The sequence below is a fragment of the Campylobacter sp. IFREMER_LSEM_CL2151 genome (genome assembly GCF_025771725.1).
Taxonomy (GTDB): domain Bacteria; phylum Campylobacterota; class Campylobacteria; order Campylobacterales; family Campylobacteraceae; genus Campylobacter_D; species Campylobacter_D lari_C.
Genome location: NZ_JAKMQT010000004.1, coordinates 70424 through 86314 on the forward strand (window position 1 = coordinate 70424; position 15891 = coordinate 86314).

Here is a 15891-nt window from a genome sequence, read left to right on the forward strand (position 1 = left end):
ATAAAGAAATCTATGAAATCACTACAATTTTTTTACGATAATTACCCAAAATTTCAAAAATTTGATGAAAGAAAAATTCAAATCCAAACCCATAAAAACATCATTATAAAAGGTGGTTTTGCAAGTGGTAAGAAAAATTTGATCTTAAATTTTTTATCTTTGTATAAAGCAGAAAATATACTTTTTATTGATTGTGATGATTTAAAATTTCAAGCAAGTGCTTTAATAAATTTAAATTCATTTTTAACTTATAATCCGCAAATTAAATTTTTAGCACTTTGTAACTTTACTCATGATTTTGACTTTGCTAGTTTAAAACATCTTAATTTGCAAATCATAATAAGCGTTTGTGATAGTAATTTTTGCTTAGATCAGTTTGAAGAACTTCATTTAGATTATTTAGACTTTGAAGAATTTTTAAGCTTAAATAAAAAATATGCTGATACCAAAACCATGGTAAGTTATTTTTTACACACAGGGCGCAATGTGATTTTAAATCACAATTTTAACACAAACTCATCATACTTAAAAAGCTTTTATACCCCATTAGAACTTACCATACTCAAACAAATTGCCTTAGAACTTGGGAGTGAATTTAGCGTTAATGAGTTATTAAAAACTCTAAAAAACAGTATAAAAATTTCCAAAGATACCTTATATAAAAGCATAGAAAAACTAGAATCAAACTACACTTTGTATTTTGTAAAAAATCTTGAAAAAAATTTAAAAAAAGTATATTTTTGGGACTTTTCATTAAAAAATTCTCTAAGCATACAAAAAGACTTTAGTGCTTTGTTTGAAAATTTGATTTTAAGCGAGTTGTTTAAATTTAAACGAGAAATTTTTTATACTAAACATTTTGATTTTTACTTACCAAGTCTTAAAAATGCATTTTTATGCTCACCCTTTAAAGATAAAGATTTACTTAGCTTAAAAGTCAAAAAAATACTTAGTAAAAACCAACTTGCACTTTCGACTATTTATATCATCACGCTTTCACAAAGAGATGAGTTTTTCATCGAAGGGGTGCGTGTGATGATTTTGCCTTTTGATGAGTGGGCCTTGGGTAATTAATCTAACTCATCAAGATTATGTTGTTCTATAATAGAAATAATGAGCTTAGTATAATTACTTTTAATCTCTGAGTATTTTTCTAAATGACTTGCTGCTTCTTTACCATCAAGTTTTTTATTTTCACTTATAGTATCCCACCTCCAAGATCTAAATTCTTTATAAGCATCATGGCGATTTAAATTAAGCAAATACGAATCCACACTTTCTTGCAAACTATCAAATATACGAATTTTGTGAGTTTTACCCTCGCCTCTTTCTTTTGGAATTAAACCTTTTTCACCCCAAGTCCATTCTCCAAATAAATTATTTGCCTCTTTAGCAAAACGACTTGTACCAGTTGCGCTTTCAATAATAGCTTGGGCTATGGCTAAAGACTTTGGCACCTTTTGAATACGCATTTGGTATTCTTTATGATCGTATAAATTTTTAACACGGTATTTTTCTTTTAAAGACCATAGTTTTTGCACAGCATTAGTATTTAATTTTCTAAAATTATTCTTTATAGCTTCTTTAAAGAATAATTCTATAAATTCTTTTTCCTTTTCTATCTCTTTAAAAGAAACATCTAATAAAGCATTGATTTTTTTGATAAAAACTTCACGCTTTTCTTTTATGCTTAAAGCATAATATTGCTCATCAAAACCTGCTATAAATTCAGCTTTTAAAAATAAAACACAACTAAGTAAAATTATAATCAGCTTCAAAACAGCACTTCACCTTTCCTCTAAAAAATATTTGATCCTCTTCTAATCTAAAATGCAAGCTTTCATTACTTTTTGGCTTTACCAAAATATCATCTTTTACTTTTTGATTTAAATACGCCAAGTAAAAACAAGCCCCCATGCCCGTACCACAAGCTAAAGTCTCATCTTCTACTCCACGTTCATAAGTTCTAACTCTTATAAACTCATCATCTTCCACTTTAGCAAAATTAACATTTGTATTATATTTTTTACGCACTTCTTTGCATAAATTGACATCAAATTCATTTAAATCATCAACAAAGGTAACCACATGTGGAACTCCGGTATTACAACCTTGCCAAATTCTACCCTTATATTCAAAGGATTCTTTGATATCCTTTACCCCACTAAGCTTGATTTCAACCATATCATCATCAACAAAAGATTTTATAAGTCCTGCACCGGTTAAGAAATTTAAATATTGAGATTTTTTTAAATAATGATGAGCAAAATGTGCTGCTGCACGCGAGCCATTACCACACATACTTGCTTTACTCCCATCACAATTATAAAATTCCCATTCAAAATCATATCTATCATGAGGTACTACCACTATAAGTCCATCAGCACCTATGCCCTCATAACGATTACAAAGAATTCTAGCTAATTCACTGCGATCTTTCTTTTCGCTATCTGCAAACACCACAAAATCATTCCCGCTAGCACAGTACTTGTAAAATTTCATTTTTCAACCTTTAAAGTGTGTTTTAAAAAATTTAGCACATTTTTCTCAAAATTTTCATAACCTGAAGTATTTTTTATCACAAAATCTGCTTTTTTTAGCTTTTCTTCTATATCAAGCTGCAAATTAATTCTTTTTAAGGCTTCATTTTCATCTAAATTATCTCTTTGCATTAATCTTTGAAGTAAAAGTTCTTTTGGAGTATAAATCAATATACTTTTTCCCAAATTCTGATAGTGATTATTTTCAAAAAATAAAGGCAGTTCTATAAAAAAAGCCTTGTTTTTTTTATCTAAAATTTGAGCTTTTTGTAAAATAGTTTCTTTGATTTTAGGATGTAAAAAATCTTCTAACTTTTTTTTGGCATTTAAATCATTAAATACAATAGAGCCAAGTTTTTTTCTATCTATTTTTCCTGCTATGATTAAATCATCATTGTTAAAAAGCTTAGCTATAAAATTTGCATTTTCATTTAAAAGCTCATGAGCTATTGTATCTGCGCTTAAAGTATCAAAACCCAAATTTTGAACTATTTTTATAAAGCTTGACTTTCCACCTGCTATACTTGAAGTTACAAAATAAGCATTTTGCATAATTTAGCCTTAAAACATTTTTAGTTAAAATACCTTTTAAATTCTTAAAGGAAGATAAATGAATATAAGCTATGAAGATGCGGGCGTAAGTATAGACAATGGTAATGCTTTTGTAGAAGCAATCAAGCCTTTAGTAAAAGAAACTTTTAATGAAAATGTTTTAGGTGGCATAGGCTCTTTTTCAGGTGCTTTTGCTATGCCAAGTGGTTTTAAAAATCCTGTTATGCTAGCAGCAACTGATGGAGTAGGTACGAAGTTGCGCCTTGCTATTGATAGTCAAAAATTTGATACCATAGGCGAGGATTTAGTAGCAATGTGTGTGAATGATTTAATTTGTAATTTTGCTACGCCTTTGTTTTTTCTAGACTATTATGCAACTGCTAAATTAGATGTAGAAGTTGCTAAAAAAGTTGTAGCAGGGATTGCTAATGGTTGTAAAAAAGCAAATTGCGCCTTAATAGGCGGAGAAACTGCTGAAATGCCAGGGATGTATCATAGCAGTGATTTTGACTTAGCAGGTTTTTCAGTGGGTATGGCTGAAAAAGATGAGATAGATAGAAGAAATTTTGTAAAAAATGGAGATATTTTATTAGCCCTACCTAGTAGCGGGCTTCATTCTAATGGATATTCTTTAGCTAGAAAAGTATTATTTGAAGCACAAAAGCTTAAATTTGATGATAAAATAGAGGGTAAAAATTTAATCGATATCTTACTTGAACCTACAAGAATTTATGTAAAAGACTTTTTAAAATTAAAACCTTTCATCAATGCACTAGCTCATATAACAGGTGGTGGCTTAGTAGAAAATTTACCAAGAGTTTTCCCAAGAGGAATAGGTGCTATCATCAGAAAACATCATCTAAAAACTCCTGAAATTTTTTACCAAATAGGCCAAAGTGTAGAAGAGGCTGAAATGTATAGAAGCTTTAATATGGGCGTGGGCTTAGTTATGGTGGTAGATCCATCTAATGTAGGAAAAGTTTTAGAAAACTCAGACGCTTATGTAATAGGCGAAGTTGTATTAAACGAAGGGGTTGTTTTAGAATAAAATCTCTTAGAAACTCTAAGAGATTTTATTTTAGTTTAGTGGATGAAGTTCGTTTGCATAAAAGCTTACTGAGTTCATACCTTCTTTAATAGCCCATTCATAAGCTTTTGCTACAAATTCCCAGTTAATGTGTGCGTAGAATTTTTCTAAATACGCAGGGCGTGCATTGCGGTGATCTACATAGTAAGCATGCTCCCATACATCAACTACTAAAAGCGGAACTTTACCTTCAGTGATAGGTGTAGCGGCATTGCTTGTAGCTATTAATTCTAATTTTTGATTTTGAGTGTTATAAACTAACCAAAACCAACCAGAACCAAATACCCCTGTAGCTCCTTTAATAAACTCTTCTTTTAAATTTTCCATAGAACCAAAGTCTTTTTCAACCGCTGTTTTAAACTCAGCGCTCAAAGAACAGCCACAGCCACAGCATGTTTTTGGCTTAATGCAATCAAAATAAAAGTCATGATTATACACTTGAGCAGCGTTGTTAAAAACTCCACCATTTGAATTTTGTATAATATAAACTAAATCTTTTCCTGCAAATTCAGTATCTTTGATAAGATTGTTTAGGTTATTTACATAAGTTTGGTGGTGTTTGCCATGATGAAATGCAAAAGTCTCTGCACTTAAAAAGTCTCCAAAAGCGTCTGCTTCATAAGGTAGTTTTCTTAATTCAAACATATTGTTCTCCTTTTTTAAATTTTATAACATTCTAACATAGTTAAATTAAAAAAGACTAAATGAGTCTTTATTTTTCAAAAAGTATTACTTTGCCTTGCTCTAAGCTTTTTGCTACATCGATAATGCGTTGATTTTTACTACCTTTAAATTTTAAAGATAAATCTTTTTGCTCTAAAATAAACTTCCCATCTATCAAAACATCAGCCAAGATAAGCAATTCTTTCATAGCTTGCTCTTGTAATAGCTCTTCATAAGTAAAACCTGTATATATAGTAAGATCAAGCCCTAAAACCTTAATGTGCTTTGCTAGCATGCTTAAATTTTTTGCTTGCATAAAAGGCTCTCCACCACTAAAAGTAACACCTTGGAGCAAAGGATTTTTGCAAATCTCATCATATAAACTTGCTAAATCTTGCAAATATCCTTTGTTAAAATCATGTGTTTGTGGATTATGACAACCTTTGCAATGATGAGGGCAGCCTTGAGTAAAAATCACATAACGCAATCCATAACCATCAACTATGGATTCTTTTATAACACCAGCTAATCTAAGAAAAATCGTGTTTAATTCTTGCATAAACTTCAGCTTTTTTAGCATCATTAAAACGATCAAGCGTTCCTACTAAATAACCTGTGATTCTTCTTATGCGTTCGAATTTAATATCATCTTCTTTTCTATGACACTTTGGACAAAACTCATCTATCACGCCACTATAACCACACACTGGATCCCTATCTAGAGGGAAATTAATCGAACCATAGCCTATATTGCTTTCTTTCATACATTTTATAATGCGCTCAAAACTTTCTAAATTCTTACTCACATCGCCATTTAATTCTACATAAGTAATATGCCCACCATTATTTAGCTCATGATATGGGGCTTCTATTTGAATTTTTTCATATATACTAATAGGAAAATCTACAGGAATATGAAAAGAATTAGTATAAAAATCTTTATCGGTTATGCCTTTTAAAATGCCGTATTTTTTTTGATCTAGTTTTAAAAATCTTCCACTTAAACCCTCAGCTGGAGTAGCTATGAGTGAAAAATTAAGCTTATCTTTGAGTGCTTTTTCATCAACAAATTCACGCATAAAACGCACGATTTGTAAGCCAAGCTCCCTTGCTTCTTGACTTTGTCCATGATGAGAACCTATCAAAGCCATTAAACTCTCACAAAGTCCTATATAGCCTATAGCCAAAGTCCCATGTGCTATGATTTTTTCTACGCTATCATTTTCTTTTAAAGTATCTGAATCTATCCAAATTCCCTCGCCCATTAAAAATGGGAAATTTTTAACCTTTTTTAGACTTTGAATTTTATATCTATGGAGCAATTGCTCATACACAAGTTCTAATTTTTCTTTTAAAAGTGAGTAAAAAAGCTCTAAATTTCCTTTAGCTTCTATGGCTAAACGCACAAGATTTATACTTGTAAAGCTTAAATTTCCCCTACCACTTGTGATTTCTTTGCTCTCATCATAAACATTTGCCATAACTCTAGTTCTACAACCCATATAGGCTACTTCGCTGTTATAATCATCCTTTTTATAATATTTTGCATTAAAACTTGCATCTAAAAAGCTAAAATTTGGAAAAAGTCTTTTAGAAGCACATTCTATAGCAAGTTTAAAAAGCTTATAGTTTGGGTCTTTTTCATTATAGTTAATACCCTCTTTTACTTTAAAAATTTGCACAGGGAAAATTGGTGTTTCGCCATTTCCTAGGCCTTTCATCGTGGCTTTTAGCAAATTTTCTATTACCATTTGTCCCTCAAAAGATATATCGGTACCATAATTTAGCGTGCTAAAAGGCACTTGGGCTCCTGCTCTTGAGTTCATAGTATTAAGATTATGTATTAAAGCTTCCATAGCTTGAAAAGTCGCATCTTGGGTTTGCTTTAATGCTCTTTTATAAGCATAAGCATTTGCTTGTTTTAAAAAATTCTCATCGCTATTTAACTTAAGCCTTAAAAGCTCTTTGAAACATTCTTTTTCGCTAAAAGCTTGAAAATTAGCATTTTTAAAGAATTGCTCGTCTAAACTTTGCTCTAATTTTATTTCAAAAAAAGCATTTATAGCCTTTTTATACTCTTTTTGAAAAGTCTTTACCACACCTTTTGCCATAGCAAAATCAAAATTTGGTATAGACTGACCCCCATGCATTTCATTTTGATTAGCCTGCAAGGCAATGCAAGCTAAAGAAGCATAAGATCTGATATCATTTGGCTCACGCAAACTTCCATGCCCTGTGCTAAAACCCTTTTCAAAAAGCTTCAATAAGTCTATTTGACAACAAGTTTGTGTTAGCATATAAAAGTCTTTATCGTGTATGTGTATATCGCCGTTTTTGTGTGCATTTGCGATATGTTTTGGCAAAATACACTCATCTACATAGTATTTTGCGCCTTCTGAGCCATATTTTAACATCATACCCATAGCACTATCTGAATTAATATTTGCATTTTCTCTTTTTAAATCAGCTTCTTTGGAATCTTTAAAAGTTAAATCATCATACAAACTTAGCAAATCATAACTACCATTGCGAATTTGTGTTCTTTTTTGACGGTATAAAATATAAGATTTTGCGGTATTAACTAAGGCATTTTTGATTAAAACTTCTTCAACTTTATCTTGAATTTGTTCTACTTGTATGTGCTTTTCATCAAGCAAAGCTACAACCTCATCACAAAGCTTATCTAAAAAATCATTATTTAATTTTTCATCTGTGGAATTTATATTGGCTTTGAAAATAGCATTTTTGATTTTAAAAATATCAAATGCAACTTGGCTTTTATCTCTTTTTATAATAAATTTTATTCTCATGGAAATTTTCCTAAAAAATAATCTCTAAGCACTATAAAATAGCACTTTTAAAAGATAAGTTTAGTACAAAAACTTGATGAGAAACTTAAAAAGATAAAAGAAAAATTCACACAAAAAATGTGTGAATTTTATTTATTCTAGCTCTATACCTTTTACGGTATAAATTTTATCAAGACCACGATTTCCAAACATTTTTTGAGTATTGCAATCTTTTTGGATATTCCATTCATCTAGCTCGTGATGAAAATTTTTACAATTATGGAAAAGATATGCCATGGTAATTACATTTTGCACATCCCAATTTGCAACGCTATGCTCATATGCATGGCAGTTTTCAAAACAATGAGCCATTCTAGTAGCATTTGAAGTCTTCCAGTGCAATAAAGAATGATTAAAACTAACACAATTAAAAAACATATAAGACATATCTTTTAAACTTTGTGTGTTCCATTTTGATAAGTCTTGATTGAAATTTTTGCAATTAAAAAACATACTTGCCATATTTTCAACCTTAGAAACATTCCAACGCGACAAATCCGCATTAAAACTTTCACAACAATAAAACATATAAGACATATCTTTAGCATTTGATACATCCCAACGCTCAATACCCAAAAAATCTAGTCTTTTAGAATAATAAAACACATAAGAAAAATCATCAATCAAAGATACATCAATATCTCTTAAAGAAATTCTTTCATTATGCACCAAATTCATTAACTCGTTTTTGTTTTTAGGTCTATACATTTTGTCCTCCTTTTTGTACATTTTAAAAAACAATTGTGAAGTCAATGTAAATTTAAAAATAATTAATGAAAATTTTGAGAATATTAATAACAATTAATTTAAAATTAACTTAATTTAAACAAAAGAAAATAAATAAAAAATATTGATTTAAAATAATGTAACTTTTTGTAAAATATGACAACGATTATCAAAAAATGGGATAAAATAAGAAGTGGTGACCCATACGAGACTCGAACTCGTGTTACCGCCGTGAAAGGGCGATGTCCTAACCGCTAGACGAATGGGCCATTTGCAGTTTAAAGATGAAATTATAACAATTTTTACTTAATAATTATTTAAGGCATTAAAAAACACCTTAAATATCGATTTCTATCCCTACAGGAGCATGATCTGAACCAAAAATATCATCTCTTATGAAGGCATTTTTGAGCTTATCTTTTAAGCCATTAGAAATGAAAAAATAATCAATCCTCCAGCCTACATTTCTTTCTCTTGCTTTCATTCTATAGCTCCACCACGAATACTTTTCTTTAATATCGCCATTGATATGTCTAAAAGTATCTATAAAGCCTAATTTTAACAAATCATCTATCCAAGCGCGCTCAATCGGCAAAAAGCCTGAGGTTTTTTCATTAGCTTTTGGGTGGGTTAAGTCTATCTCACGGTGAGCAGTATTTACATCTCCACATATTATGATTTCTTTACCTTCTTTTAAAAGCTTATCTAAATACACTAAAAAATCATTATAAAATTTCATTTTAAAGTTTAAACGCTCTTCATCTTTTTGACCATTTGGAAAGTAGATATTAAACAAAACTACATTTTTAAAGCTATGTTCTAAAACCCTGCCCTCATCATCATCAAAAAATTCACATTTTTTGACTTCACAATCAAAATTACACAAGCTCATTACACCTGAATATCCTGCTCTTTTAGCACTATTTGAATACATATGTTTAAAAGGATATTCATAAATTCTTTTTGGAAATTTATCCTCGTGTGCTTTGATTTCTTGAAAACCTATAAAATCGATTTCTTCTTTTTCAATCCAATCAAGTGCATTTTTATCACAAATTGCCCTTAGGCCATTTACATTCCATGATAATAATTTCATAAAATACCTTTACTAATCTTCTTTTGTTGCTATTTTATATGTGATTTATTAATTTTATTCAAATAGACTAAGTTTTTATTTTATTCCAAAGGAAAAAAATGCATTTAAAACTTTCATGGACAAAATTTACCTTACTTAATGCGGTTTTCATCATGGCGTTTAATTTCCCATTGTTTGAATTTGTATATGAAAAGATAGATCAAAATACTATGCTTTTTAGTGTGTTTTTTGGAATTTATTTTTTCTTGGTTTTGAGTGTTTTATCTTTGGTATATTTTCCCTACATTAGCAAAATTTTAAGCATATTTTTACTTAGTACTTGTGCTATTTGTAGTTATTTTGTTAGTAATTATGGGGTTTTAATTGATGATCATATGATACAAAATGTTGTTGAAACAGACAATAGAGAATTTTTTTCTTATTTTAATTTTTCCTTTGCTTTGTATATTTTAGCCTTTGTGATTTTTCCTAGTTTGCTTGTGATTTTTACTAAGATTGATTATCAAAGATATTTTTTCAAAAAAAGTGTATTGTTTTTGACTTCTTTGGTATTTTGCTTTGCTTTAGTAGCTCTTAGTTCAAAAACACTTTTGCCTTTTTTAAGATCACACAATATCGTTAGAATGTATAATCTACCTTTTTACCCAATATACTCAAGCATAGAATTTACAAAGAAAAAGCTAGCAGGTAAAAAAGAACTAACTATCATTTCAGATGATGCAAGCTTAAAAGATACCAATACAACTAAACTTATGATTTTAGTCATAGGTGAAACCGCTAGAGCGAGTAATTATTCTTTAGGTGGATATGGTACAAATGATACGAATTTTTATACTAAAAATGAGCCAAATTTAGTGTATTTTAGTGATGTAAGCTCTTGTGGGACTGCTACTGCAAGAAGTTTGCCTTGTATGTTTTCAAGACACAAAAGGGTAAATTTTGAAGATGGATTATATGAAGAAAATGTTTTAGATATCTTGCAAAAGGTTGGAGTGCAAAGTGTTTGGTTTGGTAATAACTCAGGGGGCTGTAAAGGAAATTGCGATCGTATAAAACACAAATTAATTCTAAAAGATTATGATGAGAGCTTACTTGAACTTGTAAAGCAAGAGCTTGAAAATATAAATTCAAACAAAATTATCGTTGTGCATTTACAAGGCTCACATGGGCCAACTTACTACAAACGCTATCCAAATGCATTTAAAAAATTTATGCCAACATGTGATACAAACGAGCTAAATACCTGCTCACACGAACAAATCATCAATACCTATGATAATACTTTACTTTATACAGACTTTATTATAAAAAGCCTTATAGATATGCTTAAGCAAAATCCTACCAAAGAAGCTTCTTTGCTTTATTTATCAGATCATGGGGAAAGTTTGGGTGAAAATGGAATTTATCTTCATGGTATGCCTTATTTAATAGCACCAAAAGATCAAAAACACATACCGATGATATTTTGGAGTAAAGATAGCAAATTAAGCCAAGATTTACAAAGCAAAAAAGACTATAAACTTTCTCAAGATAATCTTTTTTCAAGTTTGCTGGGGTATTTTGGTGTAAATAGCAAAGAATATGAAGCAAATTATGATATATTTAGCAAAAATTTAAAGGAAAATCCTTAATGAAGCCAAAGTATTCTTTATTTAAAAATGCAAGCTATGCCTTTAGTGGAATTAAATTTTTACTCCAAGATGAAATGGCTTTTAGGATAGAATTTGCCATTATTTTACCTTTGATTTTTGCAAGCTTATTTTTACCTGTGAGTTTTTTAGAACATTTTGTGCTTGTATTTGTTTTGGTGCTAATTTTGATCGTAGAAGCGCTAAATTCAGCCATAGAAGCTTGCGTGGATCTTTGCACGAGCGAATTTCACATCTTAGCTAAAAAAGCAAAAGATTGTGCGAGTGCTGGGGTGTTTTTTAGCGTGGTTTTAGCTATAATTACTTGGAGTTTTATTCTTTTTGATTTGGTTAGAGAATGGATGATAAAGTAAAAATACTATGCGCGAAAATCTTTGGTAAAAAACGCTTTGAAATTTTAGAATTTTTAGCCCTTCATGCTAATGAAGATGGCTTTGTCTTTGTCAATATAGAAGAGCTTTCTAAAAGGTTAAACATCAGCAAACCTACCATCATTTCTACTTTTAAATTTTTAGAAGAAAAAGCTTTACTTGAAAAACTTAAAAACGGCTTATATAAACTCAAATAGGAGATAAGATGACACTTAAAAACCCTTTGGATATGCATTTACATTTACGCGATGAAAGTATGCTTGAACTTGTAGCCCCATTTAGTGCAAAAGACTTTAAAGCAGGGGTTATCATGCCAAATTTAATCGCTCCGCTTACTGAAACAAACGCATTAAAAGCTTATAAAGAACGTATTTTAAAAGCATGTAAAAATGAAAATTTTACGCCTTTAATGACTTTATTTTTTAAAGACTATGATGAGCAATTTTTAGAAAAAGCTAAAGATGAGCTTTTTGCTATCAAGCTTTATCCTGCGGGTATCACTACCAACTCAGATAATGGAATTTCAAGCTTTGATATAGAAAAGTTAAAACCTACATTAAATGCTATGAGTGAATTAAACATACCCTTACTTGTACATGGAGAAACAAATGATTTTGTAATGGATAGAGAAGCAAATTTTGCTAAAATCTATGAAAAATTAGCTAAAAACTTTCCAAAATTAAAAATCGTAATGGAGCATATCACCACTAAAGTTTTGTGTGATTTATTAAAAGATTATGAAAATTTATACGCAACTATCACTTTACACCACTTGATGATAACCTTAGATGATGTGGTGGGTGGTAAGATGGATCCGCATTTATTTTGCAAGCCTATTGCAAAACGCTATGAAGACAAAGACGCTTTATGTGAGCTTGCTTTTAGCGGCTATGAAAAGGCTATGTTTGGAAGCGATAGCGCACCTCATCCATTACACACTAAAGAATGCTGTGGGTGTGCGGCTGGAGTATTTAGCGCACCGGTGATTTTACCTATGTTAGCTGAACTTTTTGAAAAACACTCAAATGAAACAAATTTACAAAAATTTATTTCAGATAATGCTTGTAAAATCCATAATCTTAAATTTGAAAAAGATAAAATCATCACTTTAGAAAAACAAGAATGGCAAGTAGCGCAAAAATACGGCGATGTAGTGCCATTTATGGCAGGAAAAACTTTAAATTTCAAGGTTATTTAGCCTTGAAATTTAATTAATAATCAGAAGTTTTATCTTAGCTTCTATAATCTCTTCTACCTCATCTTTTACAAAGCTTTTTAGTTCTTGTTTATTTACATTAACACCATTCATACTCAAATGCCACAAAGCATTTTCTATCGCACTTTCTTTATCTCTTTTTACCACTCTAGTTTCATTAAAAACTTCACTTTCATAAGGGATATTTTGCGCATTTAAAAAACCTTGCAAATCCTCTTCATAAAAACCTTTAAAATGCGTGTTAAAACGCTCAAATATAGGATCTAAAAAGCTACTTTTACGCCTACTTGCCCAGCCTAAATACACCTTTTTAGAAGCTAAGTTTAAAAAAGCTTTATAGTCTTTTTCATTTTGCAAAGCAGGCGACATACTTAAAAAGGCTAAGTCAAATTTTGTGTTATTGTTTTTATAAAAGTTTTCAAAGTCTAAATTTAAAATTTTTACATTTGATATGGCATGAGTTTTTGCATCTTCTTGTAAAATTTCAAGCATAGCACTAGAGCTATCTATACCCAAAACACTTTTTGCTTTTTGCGCTAAATGTAAAGTCCAAACACCACTCCCACAGCCTATATCTACCACGCTTTTATCTTGTAAAGATCTAAGTTTTGCGAAAGTAGCTTTTTGAATTTCGTTTAAATTAGGATTATACCTTGCATAGCTTTTTGCTTTTTTATTCCATAAATTCATCTTCACTCCTTATTTTTTCTAATATAGTATAATATTTTTTTGTTTTTAGAAAGGAAAATTATGCGTGTATTGTTTTTGTGTTTGATTTCATTTTTAAGTATATATGCCAAAGATTTGGTAAGTGTTAGTATAGCCCCGCAAGCTTACTTTGTAAAGCAAATTGCTAAAGACACTCTAGATGTTAATATAGTCATACCACCTAATGCAAATGAACATACTTTCGAATTTAAACCAAGTGGTATTTTAAAACTTGAAAAAAGCGATATTTACTTCACAGCAAATTTAGAATTTGAAAAAATTTGGATTTTAAAACTTAAAGATAATCTCAAAAATACCAAAATCATCTCTACTCAAAATGGCATTGATTTTATACCTTTACAAGAGCATGCTCACGAAGGACACCATCATCATGGAGATGACCCTCACACATGGCTTGATCCACTTTTAGCAAAAACTCATGCTAAAAATATCACCCTAGCACTTATAGAACAATACCCACAAAATAAAGCATTTTATGAGCAAAATTTAGAAAATTTCTTAAAAGAAATGGATGCATTAAATTTACAAATACAAGCTTTATTTAAAAATGTAAAAAACAAGCATTTTCTAGTTTATCATCCATCTTGGGGGTATTTTGCAAAAAGATATCATCTAAGTCAAATTCCTGTTGAAATAGAAGGAAAAGAACCTAAACCAAAAGACTTATCCAAGCTTGCAAAACTCATACAAAAAGAGCAAATAAAAGCTATTTTTGTACCTAAAGGAGCTAATAACAATACTATTAAAGCTATGGCGAGTAATTATAATCTTAAAATCATAGAACTTGATCATTTGCCAAATGATTATAAAAATGAACTTTTAAATGATGTAAAAAATATAGTAAGCGCTTTACAATGATAAAAATCAATATTAAAAATTTAAACTTTTCATATAATCAAGATGAGGTTTTAAAAAATATTAACCTAAACTATGAAAGCAAAGACTTTTTAGCCATAGTAGGGCCAAATGGTGGGGGTAAATCTACACTTTTAAAACTCATACTAGGCTTGCTAAATAGCCATAAAAACATAAACTTTGAGGGATTGAGCTTAAAAGATATAGGCTATGTCCCACAAAATACTTTAGCTAATCCAAACTTTCCAGTACGCGTGCTAGAAGTGGTGATGATGGGAAGGGTGGATAAAAAATTCTTTGGTTTTTACACCAAAAAAGATCAAGAGCAAGCCTTGCTAGCCTTAGAAAAAGTAGGTATGAGAAATTTTTGGGATAAAAAAATCAATGAACTAAGCGGAGGTCAAAGACAAAGAGTTTATATAGCAAGAGCCCTAGCAAGTGAATGCAAACTTTTAATCCTTGATGAGCCTACTGCAAGCATAGACACCAAAGGCTCGGTGCAGATTTTTGAGCTTTTGAAAAAATTACACGAAAGTGGGGTTGGTGTGATAGTAATATGCCATGATTTAAATGTAAGCTTAGCTTATGCAAATAAAATCGCATATTTAAACAAAGAATTATTCTTACATGAAAACACCCCTGAAAAAAAGGCACATTTACTAGCGCATTTAAGCCAAAATCACACTCATTTTTGTGATGTGGAGCTTAGCTTGGAGCAGTGCTGCTGTGAAGGAAAAAACCATGCTTGAACTTTTATCTAGCTCTTTTATACAAAATGCTTTTTTAGCTGCATTTTTAACTAGCATTGCTTGTGGGATTATGGGAACTTTGATCATGATCAACCGCTTAAGCTCTATGGCAGGAGGCATTACGCATGGGGCTTTTGGGGGTATAGGTATAGCATTTTATTTTGGTTTGCCAGTACTTGTTAGCACGAGCTTATTTACTCTTTTTTTAGCCTTGCTTGTGGCATTTTTAGTGCAAAAATATCCTTTTAGAAGTGACAATATAGTCGGTGTTATATGGGCTTTTGGAATGGCTGTTGGTATCATACTCATAGACTTAACCCCTGGGTATAATGGTGATTTAATGGGGTATTTGTTTGGTAGTATTTTGTCTGTACCTACGCAAGATATAGTTTTATTTGCAGCGATTGATGTGATTTTTATCATTTTAGTATTGCTTTTTTATCGTCAATTTGAAATTCTAAGCTTTGATAAAGAATTTGCAAGCTTAAGAGGGGTTAAAACTAATCTTTTTCATTATCTTTTAATCGCAATGATGGCTTTTTGTATCGTTATAAGTATCAAAGTAGTAGGGCTTATACTTGTGATAGCTTTACTTAGCATACCTGCATTTATCGCCGAGAGTTTTTCTAAAAAGCTTGGTCAAATGATGATTATCTCTACGCTTTTGAGCATAAGTTTTTGTGTGATAGGGCTTTTTGTGAGTTTTTATTATAATCTTGCAAGCGGAGCTTGTATCATAGCTAGCGCTTGTATAGCTTTTGTGTTTTATCTTTGTTTTAGTGCTTTTTTAAAGAAAAGTTGAAATTTAC

Annotated in this window: 18 protein-coding genes and 1 tRNA gene; 9 read left to right on the forward strand and 10 right to left on the reverse strand. The window is 30.5% G+C overall.

Annotated features, from left to right (window positions below; genetic code table 11):
• Positions 1–12: 12 nt before the first annotated feature.
• A complete protein-coding gene (locus tag L8V82_RS04230) occupies positions 13–1074 on the forward strand; it encodes an ATP-binding protein (protein WP_263724115.1) in 1062 nt (353 codons plus the stop codon).
• Here the strand turns inward: L8V82_RS04230 and L8V82_RS04235 are convergent.
• Genes L8V82_RS04235 through coaE form a run of 3 tightly spaced genes read right to left on the reverse strand, consistent with a single transcriptional unit; the run spans position 1071 to position 3092 of the window.
• The gene (locus tag L8V82_RS04235) at positions 1071–1778 is read right to left on the reverse strand and encodes a glucosaminidase domain-containing protein (protein ID WP_263724116.1); all 708 of its coding nucleotides are present in this window, start codon (positions 1776–1778) and stop codon (positions 1071–1073) included. The two genes, L8V82_RS04230 and L8V82_RS04235, sit on opposite strands and share 4 nt — an antisense overlap.
• Positions 1753–2502: a diaminopimelate epimerase gene (gene dapF, locus L8V82_RS04240; RefSeq protein WP_263724117.1), complete on the reverse strand. Its 750-nt coding sequence runs from the start codon at positions 2500–2502 to the stop codon at positions 1753–1755. Before dapF ends, L8V82_RS04235 begins: the two co-directional genes overlap by 26 nt.
• A complete protein-coding gene (coaE, locus tag L8V82_RS04245; RefSeq protein ID WP_263724118.1) occupies positions 2499–3092 on the reverse strand; it encodes a dephospho-CoA kinase in 594 nt (197 codons plus the stop codon). Before coaE ends, dapF begins: the two co-directional genes overlap by 4 nt.
• A gap of 58 nt (positions 3093–3150) precedes the next feature.
• Here coaE and purM point away from each other — a divergent pair, with 58 nt between their 5' ends.
• The gene (purM, locus tag L8V82_RS04250; protein ID WP_263724119.1) at positions 3151–4140 is read left to right on the forward strand and encodes a phosphoribosylformylglycinamidine cyclo-ligase; all 990 of its coding nucleotides are present in this window, start codon (positions 3151–3153) and stop codon (positions 4138–4140) included.
• 30 nt (positions 4141–4170) lie between these two features.
• Here the strand turns inward: purM and sodB are convergent, their stop codons facing one another.
• The 6 genes from sodB to L8V82_RS04280 all read right to left on the reverse strand — a co-directional run bounded on the left by sodB (position 4171) and on the right by L8V82_RS04280 (position 9513).
• Positions 4171–4824, reverse strand: coding sequence for a superoxide dismutase [Fe] (gene sodB, locus L8V82_RS04255; RefSeq protein ID WP_263724120.1), 654 nt, complete (start codon positions 4822–4824; stop codon positions 4171–4173).
• A 67-nt stretch (positions 4825–4891) separates the two neighbouring features.
• Positions 4892–5401 (reverse strand): anaerobic ribonucleoside-triphosphate reductase activating protein, encoded by a 510-nt coding sequence (gene nrdG, locus L8V82_RS04260; RefSeq protein ID WP_263724121.1) that lies wholly within the window; start codon positions 5399–5401, stop codon positions 4892–4894.
• Complete coding sequence (locus L8V82_RS04265; protein ID WP_263724122.1) at positions 5373–7652, reverse strand: anaerobic ribonucleoside triphosphate reductase; 2280 nt, start codon at positions 7650–7652, stop codon at positions 5373–5375. The genes nrdG and L8V82_RS04265 overlap by 29 nt, the downstream gene beginning before the upstream one ends.
• A 132-nt stretch (positions 7653–7784) precedes the next feature.
• Positions 7785–8399, reverse strand: a complete 615-nt coding sequence (locus L8V82_RS04270; RefSeq protein ID WP_263724123.1) for a BspA family leucine-rich repeat surface protein — start codon at positions 8397–8399, stop codon at positions 7785–7787.
• A gap of 212 nt (positions 8400–8611) precedes the next feature.
• Positions 8612–8686: transfer RNA gene (locus L8V82_RS04275), tRNA-Glu, on the reverse strand.
• Between the two features lie 68 nt (positions 8687–8754).
• On the reverse strand, positions 8755–9513 hold the full coding sequence (locus tag L8V82_RS04280; protein ID WP_087684892.1) for an exodeoxyribonuclease III: 759 nt from the start codon (positions 9511–9513) through the stop codon (positions 8755–8757).
• 98 nt (positions 9514–9611) lie between these two features.
• On the opposite strand from L8V82_RS04280, the gene L8V82_RS04285 reads away from it, so the two are divergent.
• The 4 genes from L8V82_RS04285 to pyrC are packed head-to-tail and all read left to right on the forward strand — an operon-like array spanning position 9612 to position 12731.
• Entirely contained in the window at positions 9612–11144 is a 1533-nt protein-coding gene (locus L8V82_RS04285) for a phosphoethanolamine transferase (protein ID WP_263724124.1), read from the forward strand.
• Positions 11144–11515, forward strand: coding sequence for a diacylglycerol kinase (locus L8V82_RS04290; RefSeq protein WP_087699066.1), 372 nt, complete (start codon positions 11144–11146; stop codon positions 11513–11515). Before L8V82_RS04285 ends, L8V82_RS04290 begins: the two co-directional genes overlap by 1 nt.
• Positions 11500–11730, forward strand: coding sequence for a helix-turn-helix domain-containing protein (locus L8V82_RS04295; protein ID WP_263724125.1), 231 nt, complete (start codon positions 11500–11502; stop codon positions 11728–11730). The genes L8V82_RS04290 and L8V82_RS04295 overlap by 16 nt, the downstream gene beginning before the upstream one ends.
• Before the next feature lie 8 nt (positions 11731–11738).
• Positions 11739–12731 carry a dihydroorotase gene (pyrC, locus tag L8V82_RS04300; RefSeq protein ID WP_263724126.1) on the forward strand — a complete coding sequence of 331 codons (993 nt, stop codon included), beginning with the start codon at positions 11739–11741 and terminating at the stop codon, positions 12729–12731.
• A 9-nt stretch (positions 12732–12740) separates the two neighbouring features.
• On the opposite strand, the gene L8V82_RS04305 is transcribed toward pyrC, so the two are convergent.
• Positions 12741–13439 (reverse strand): class I SAM-dependent methyltransferase, encoded by a 699-nt coding sequence (locus tag L8V82_RS04305; RefSeq protein ID WP_263724127.1) that lies wholly within the window; start codon positions 13437–13439, stop codon positions 12741–12743.
• Between the two features lie 60 nt (positions 13440–13499).
• On the opposite strand from L8V82_RS04305, the gene L8V82_RS04310 reads away from it, so the two are divergent.
• From L8V82_RS04310 to L8V82_RS04320, 3 genes are read left to right on the forward strand one after another with little or no spacing between them, the layout of a single operon-like run.
• On the forward strand, positions 13500–14336 hold the full coding sequence (locus L8V82_RS04310) for a metal ABC transporter solute-binding protein, Zn/Mn family (protein WP_263724128.1): 837 nt from the start codon (positions 13500–13502) through the stop codon (positions 14334–14336).
• Entirely contained in the window at positions 14333–15082 is a 750-nt protein-coding gene (locus L8V82_RS04315) for a metal ABC transporter ATP-binding protein (RefSeq protein WP_039625060.1), read from the forward strand. Before L8V82_RS04310 ends, L8V82_RS04315 begins: the two co-directional genes overlap by 4 nt.
• Complete coding sequence (locus L8V82_RS04320; protein WP_257943341.1) at positions 15075–15884, forward strand: metal ABC transporter permease; 810 nt, start codon at positions 15075–15077, stop codon at positions 15882–15884. The genes L8V82_RS04315 and L8V82_RS04320 overlap by 8 nt, the downstream gene beginning before the upstream one ends.
• Positions 15885–15891 lie beyond the last annotated feature (7 nt).

Excerpts from the sequence above, each read along its gene's own strand:
- pyrC (WP_263724126.1), top strand. The coding sequence starts at position 11,739 with ATGACACTTAAAAACCCTTTGGATATGCATTTACATTTACGCGATGAA.
- coaE (WP_263724118.1), bottom strand. The coding sequence starts at position 3,092 with ATGCAAAATGCTTATTTTGTAACTTCAAGTATAGCAGGTGGAAAGTCA.
- nrdG (WP_263724121.1), bottom strand. The coding sequence starts at position 5,401 with ATGCAAGAATTAAACACGATTTTTCTTAGATTAGCTGGTGTTATAAAA.
- dapF (WP_263724117.1), bottom strand. The coding sequence starts at position 2,502 with ATGAAATTTTACAAGTACTGTGCTAGCGGGAATGATTTTGTGGTGTTT.
- L8V82_RS04285 (WP_263724124.1), top strand. The coding sequence starts at position 9,612 with ATGCATTTAAAACTTTCATGGACAAAATTTACCTTACTTAATGCGGTT.
- L8V82_RS04315 (WP_039625060.1), top strand. The coding sequence starts at position 14,333 with ATGATAAAAATCAATATTAAAAATTTAAACTTTTCATATAATCAAGAT.
- L8V82_RS04265 (WP_263724122.1), bottom strand. The coding sequence starts at position 7,652 with ATGAGAATAAAATTTATTATAAAAAGAGATAAAAGCCAAGTTGCATTT.
- L8V82_RS04230 (WP_263724115.1), top strand. The coding sequence starts at position 13 with ATGAAATCACTACAATTTTTTTACGATAATTACCCAAAATTTCAAAAA.
- L8V82_RS04320 (WP_257943341.1), top strand. The coding sequence starts at position 15,075 with ATGCTTGAACTTTTATCTAGCTCTTTTATACAAAATGCTTTTTTAGCT.
- L8V82_RS04295 (WP_263724125.1), top strand. The coding sequence starts at position 11,500 with ATGGATGATAAAGTAAAAATACTATGCGCGAAAATCTTTGGTAAAAAA.
- L8V82_RS04305 (WP_263724127.1), bottom strand. The coding sequence starts at position 13,439 with ATGAATTTATGGAATAAAAAAGCAAAAAGCTATGCAAGGTATAATCCT.
- purM (WP_263724119.1), top strand. The coding sequence starts at position 3,151 with ATGAATATAAGCTATGAAGATGCGGGCGTAAGTATAGACAATGGTAAT.
- L8V82_RS04290 (WP_087699066.1), top strand. The coding sequence starts at position 11,144 with ATGAAGCCAAAGTATTCTTTATTTAAAAATGCAAGCTATGCCTTTAGT.
- sodB (WP_263724120.1), bottom strand. The coding sequence starts at position 4,824 with ATGTTTGAATTAAGAAAACTACCTTATGAAGCAGACGCTTTTGGAGAC.
- L8V82_RS04310 (WP_263724128.1), top strand. The coding sequence starts at position 13,500 with ATGCGTGTATTGTTTTTGTGTTTGATTTCATTTTTAAGTATATATGCC.
- L8V82_RS04280 (WP_087684892.1), bottom strand. The coding sequence starts at position 9,513 with ATGAAATTATTATCATGGAATGTAAATGGCCTAAGGGCAATTTGTGAT.
- L8V82_RS04270 (WP_263724123.1), bottom strand. The coding sequence starts at position 8,399 with ATGTATAGACCTAAAAACAAAAACGAGTTAATGAATTTGGTGCATAAT.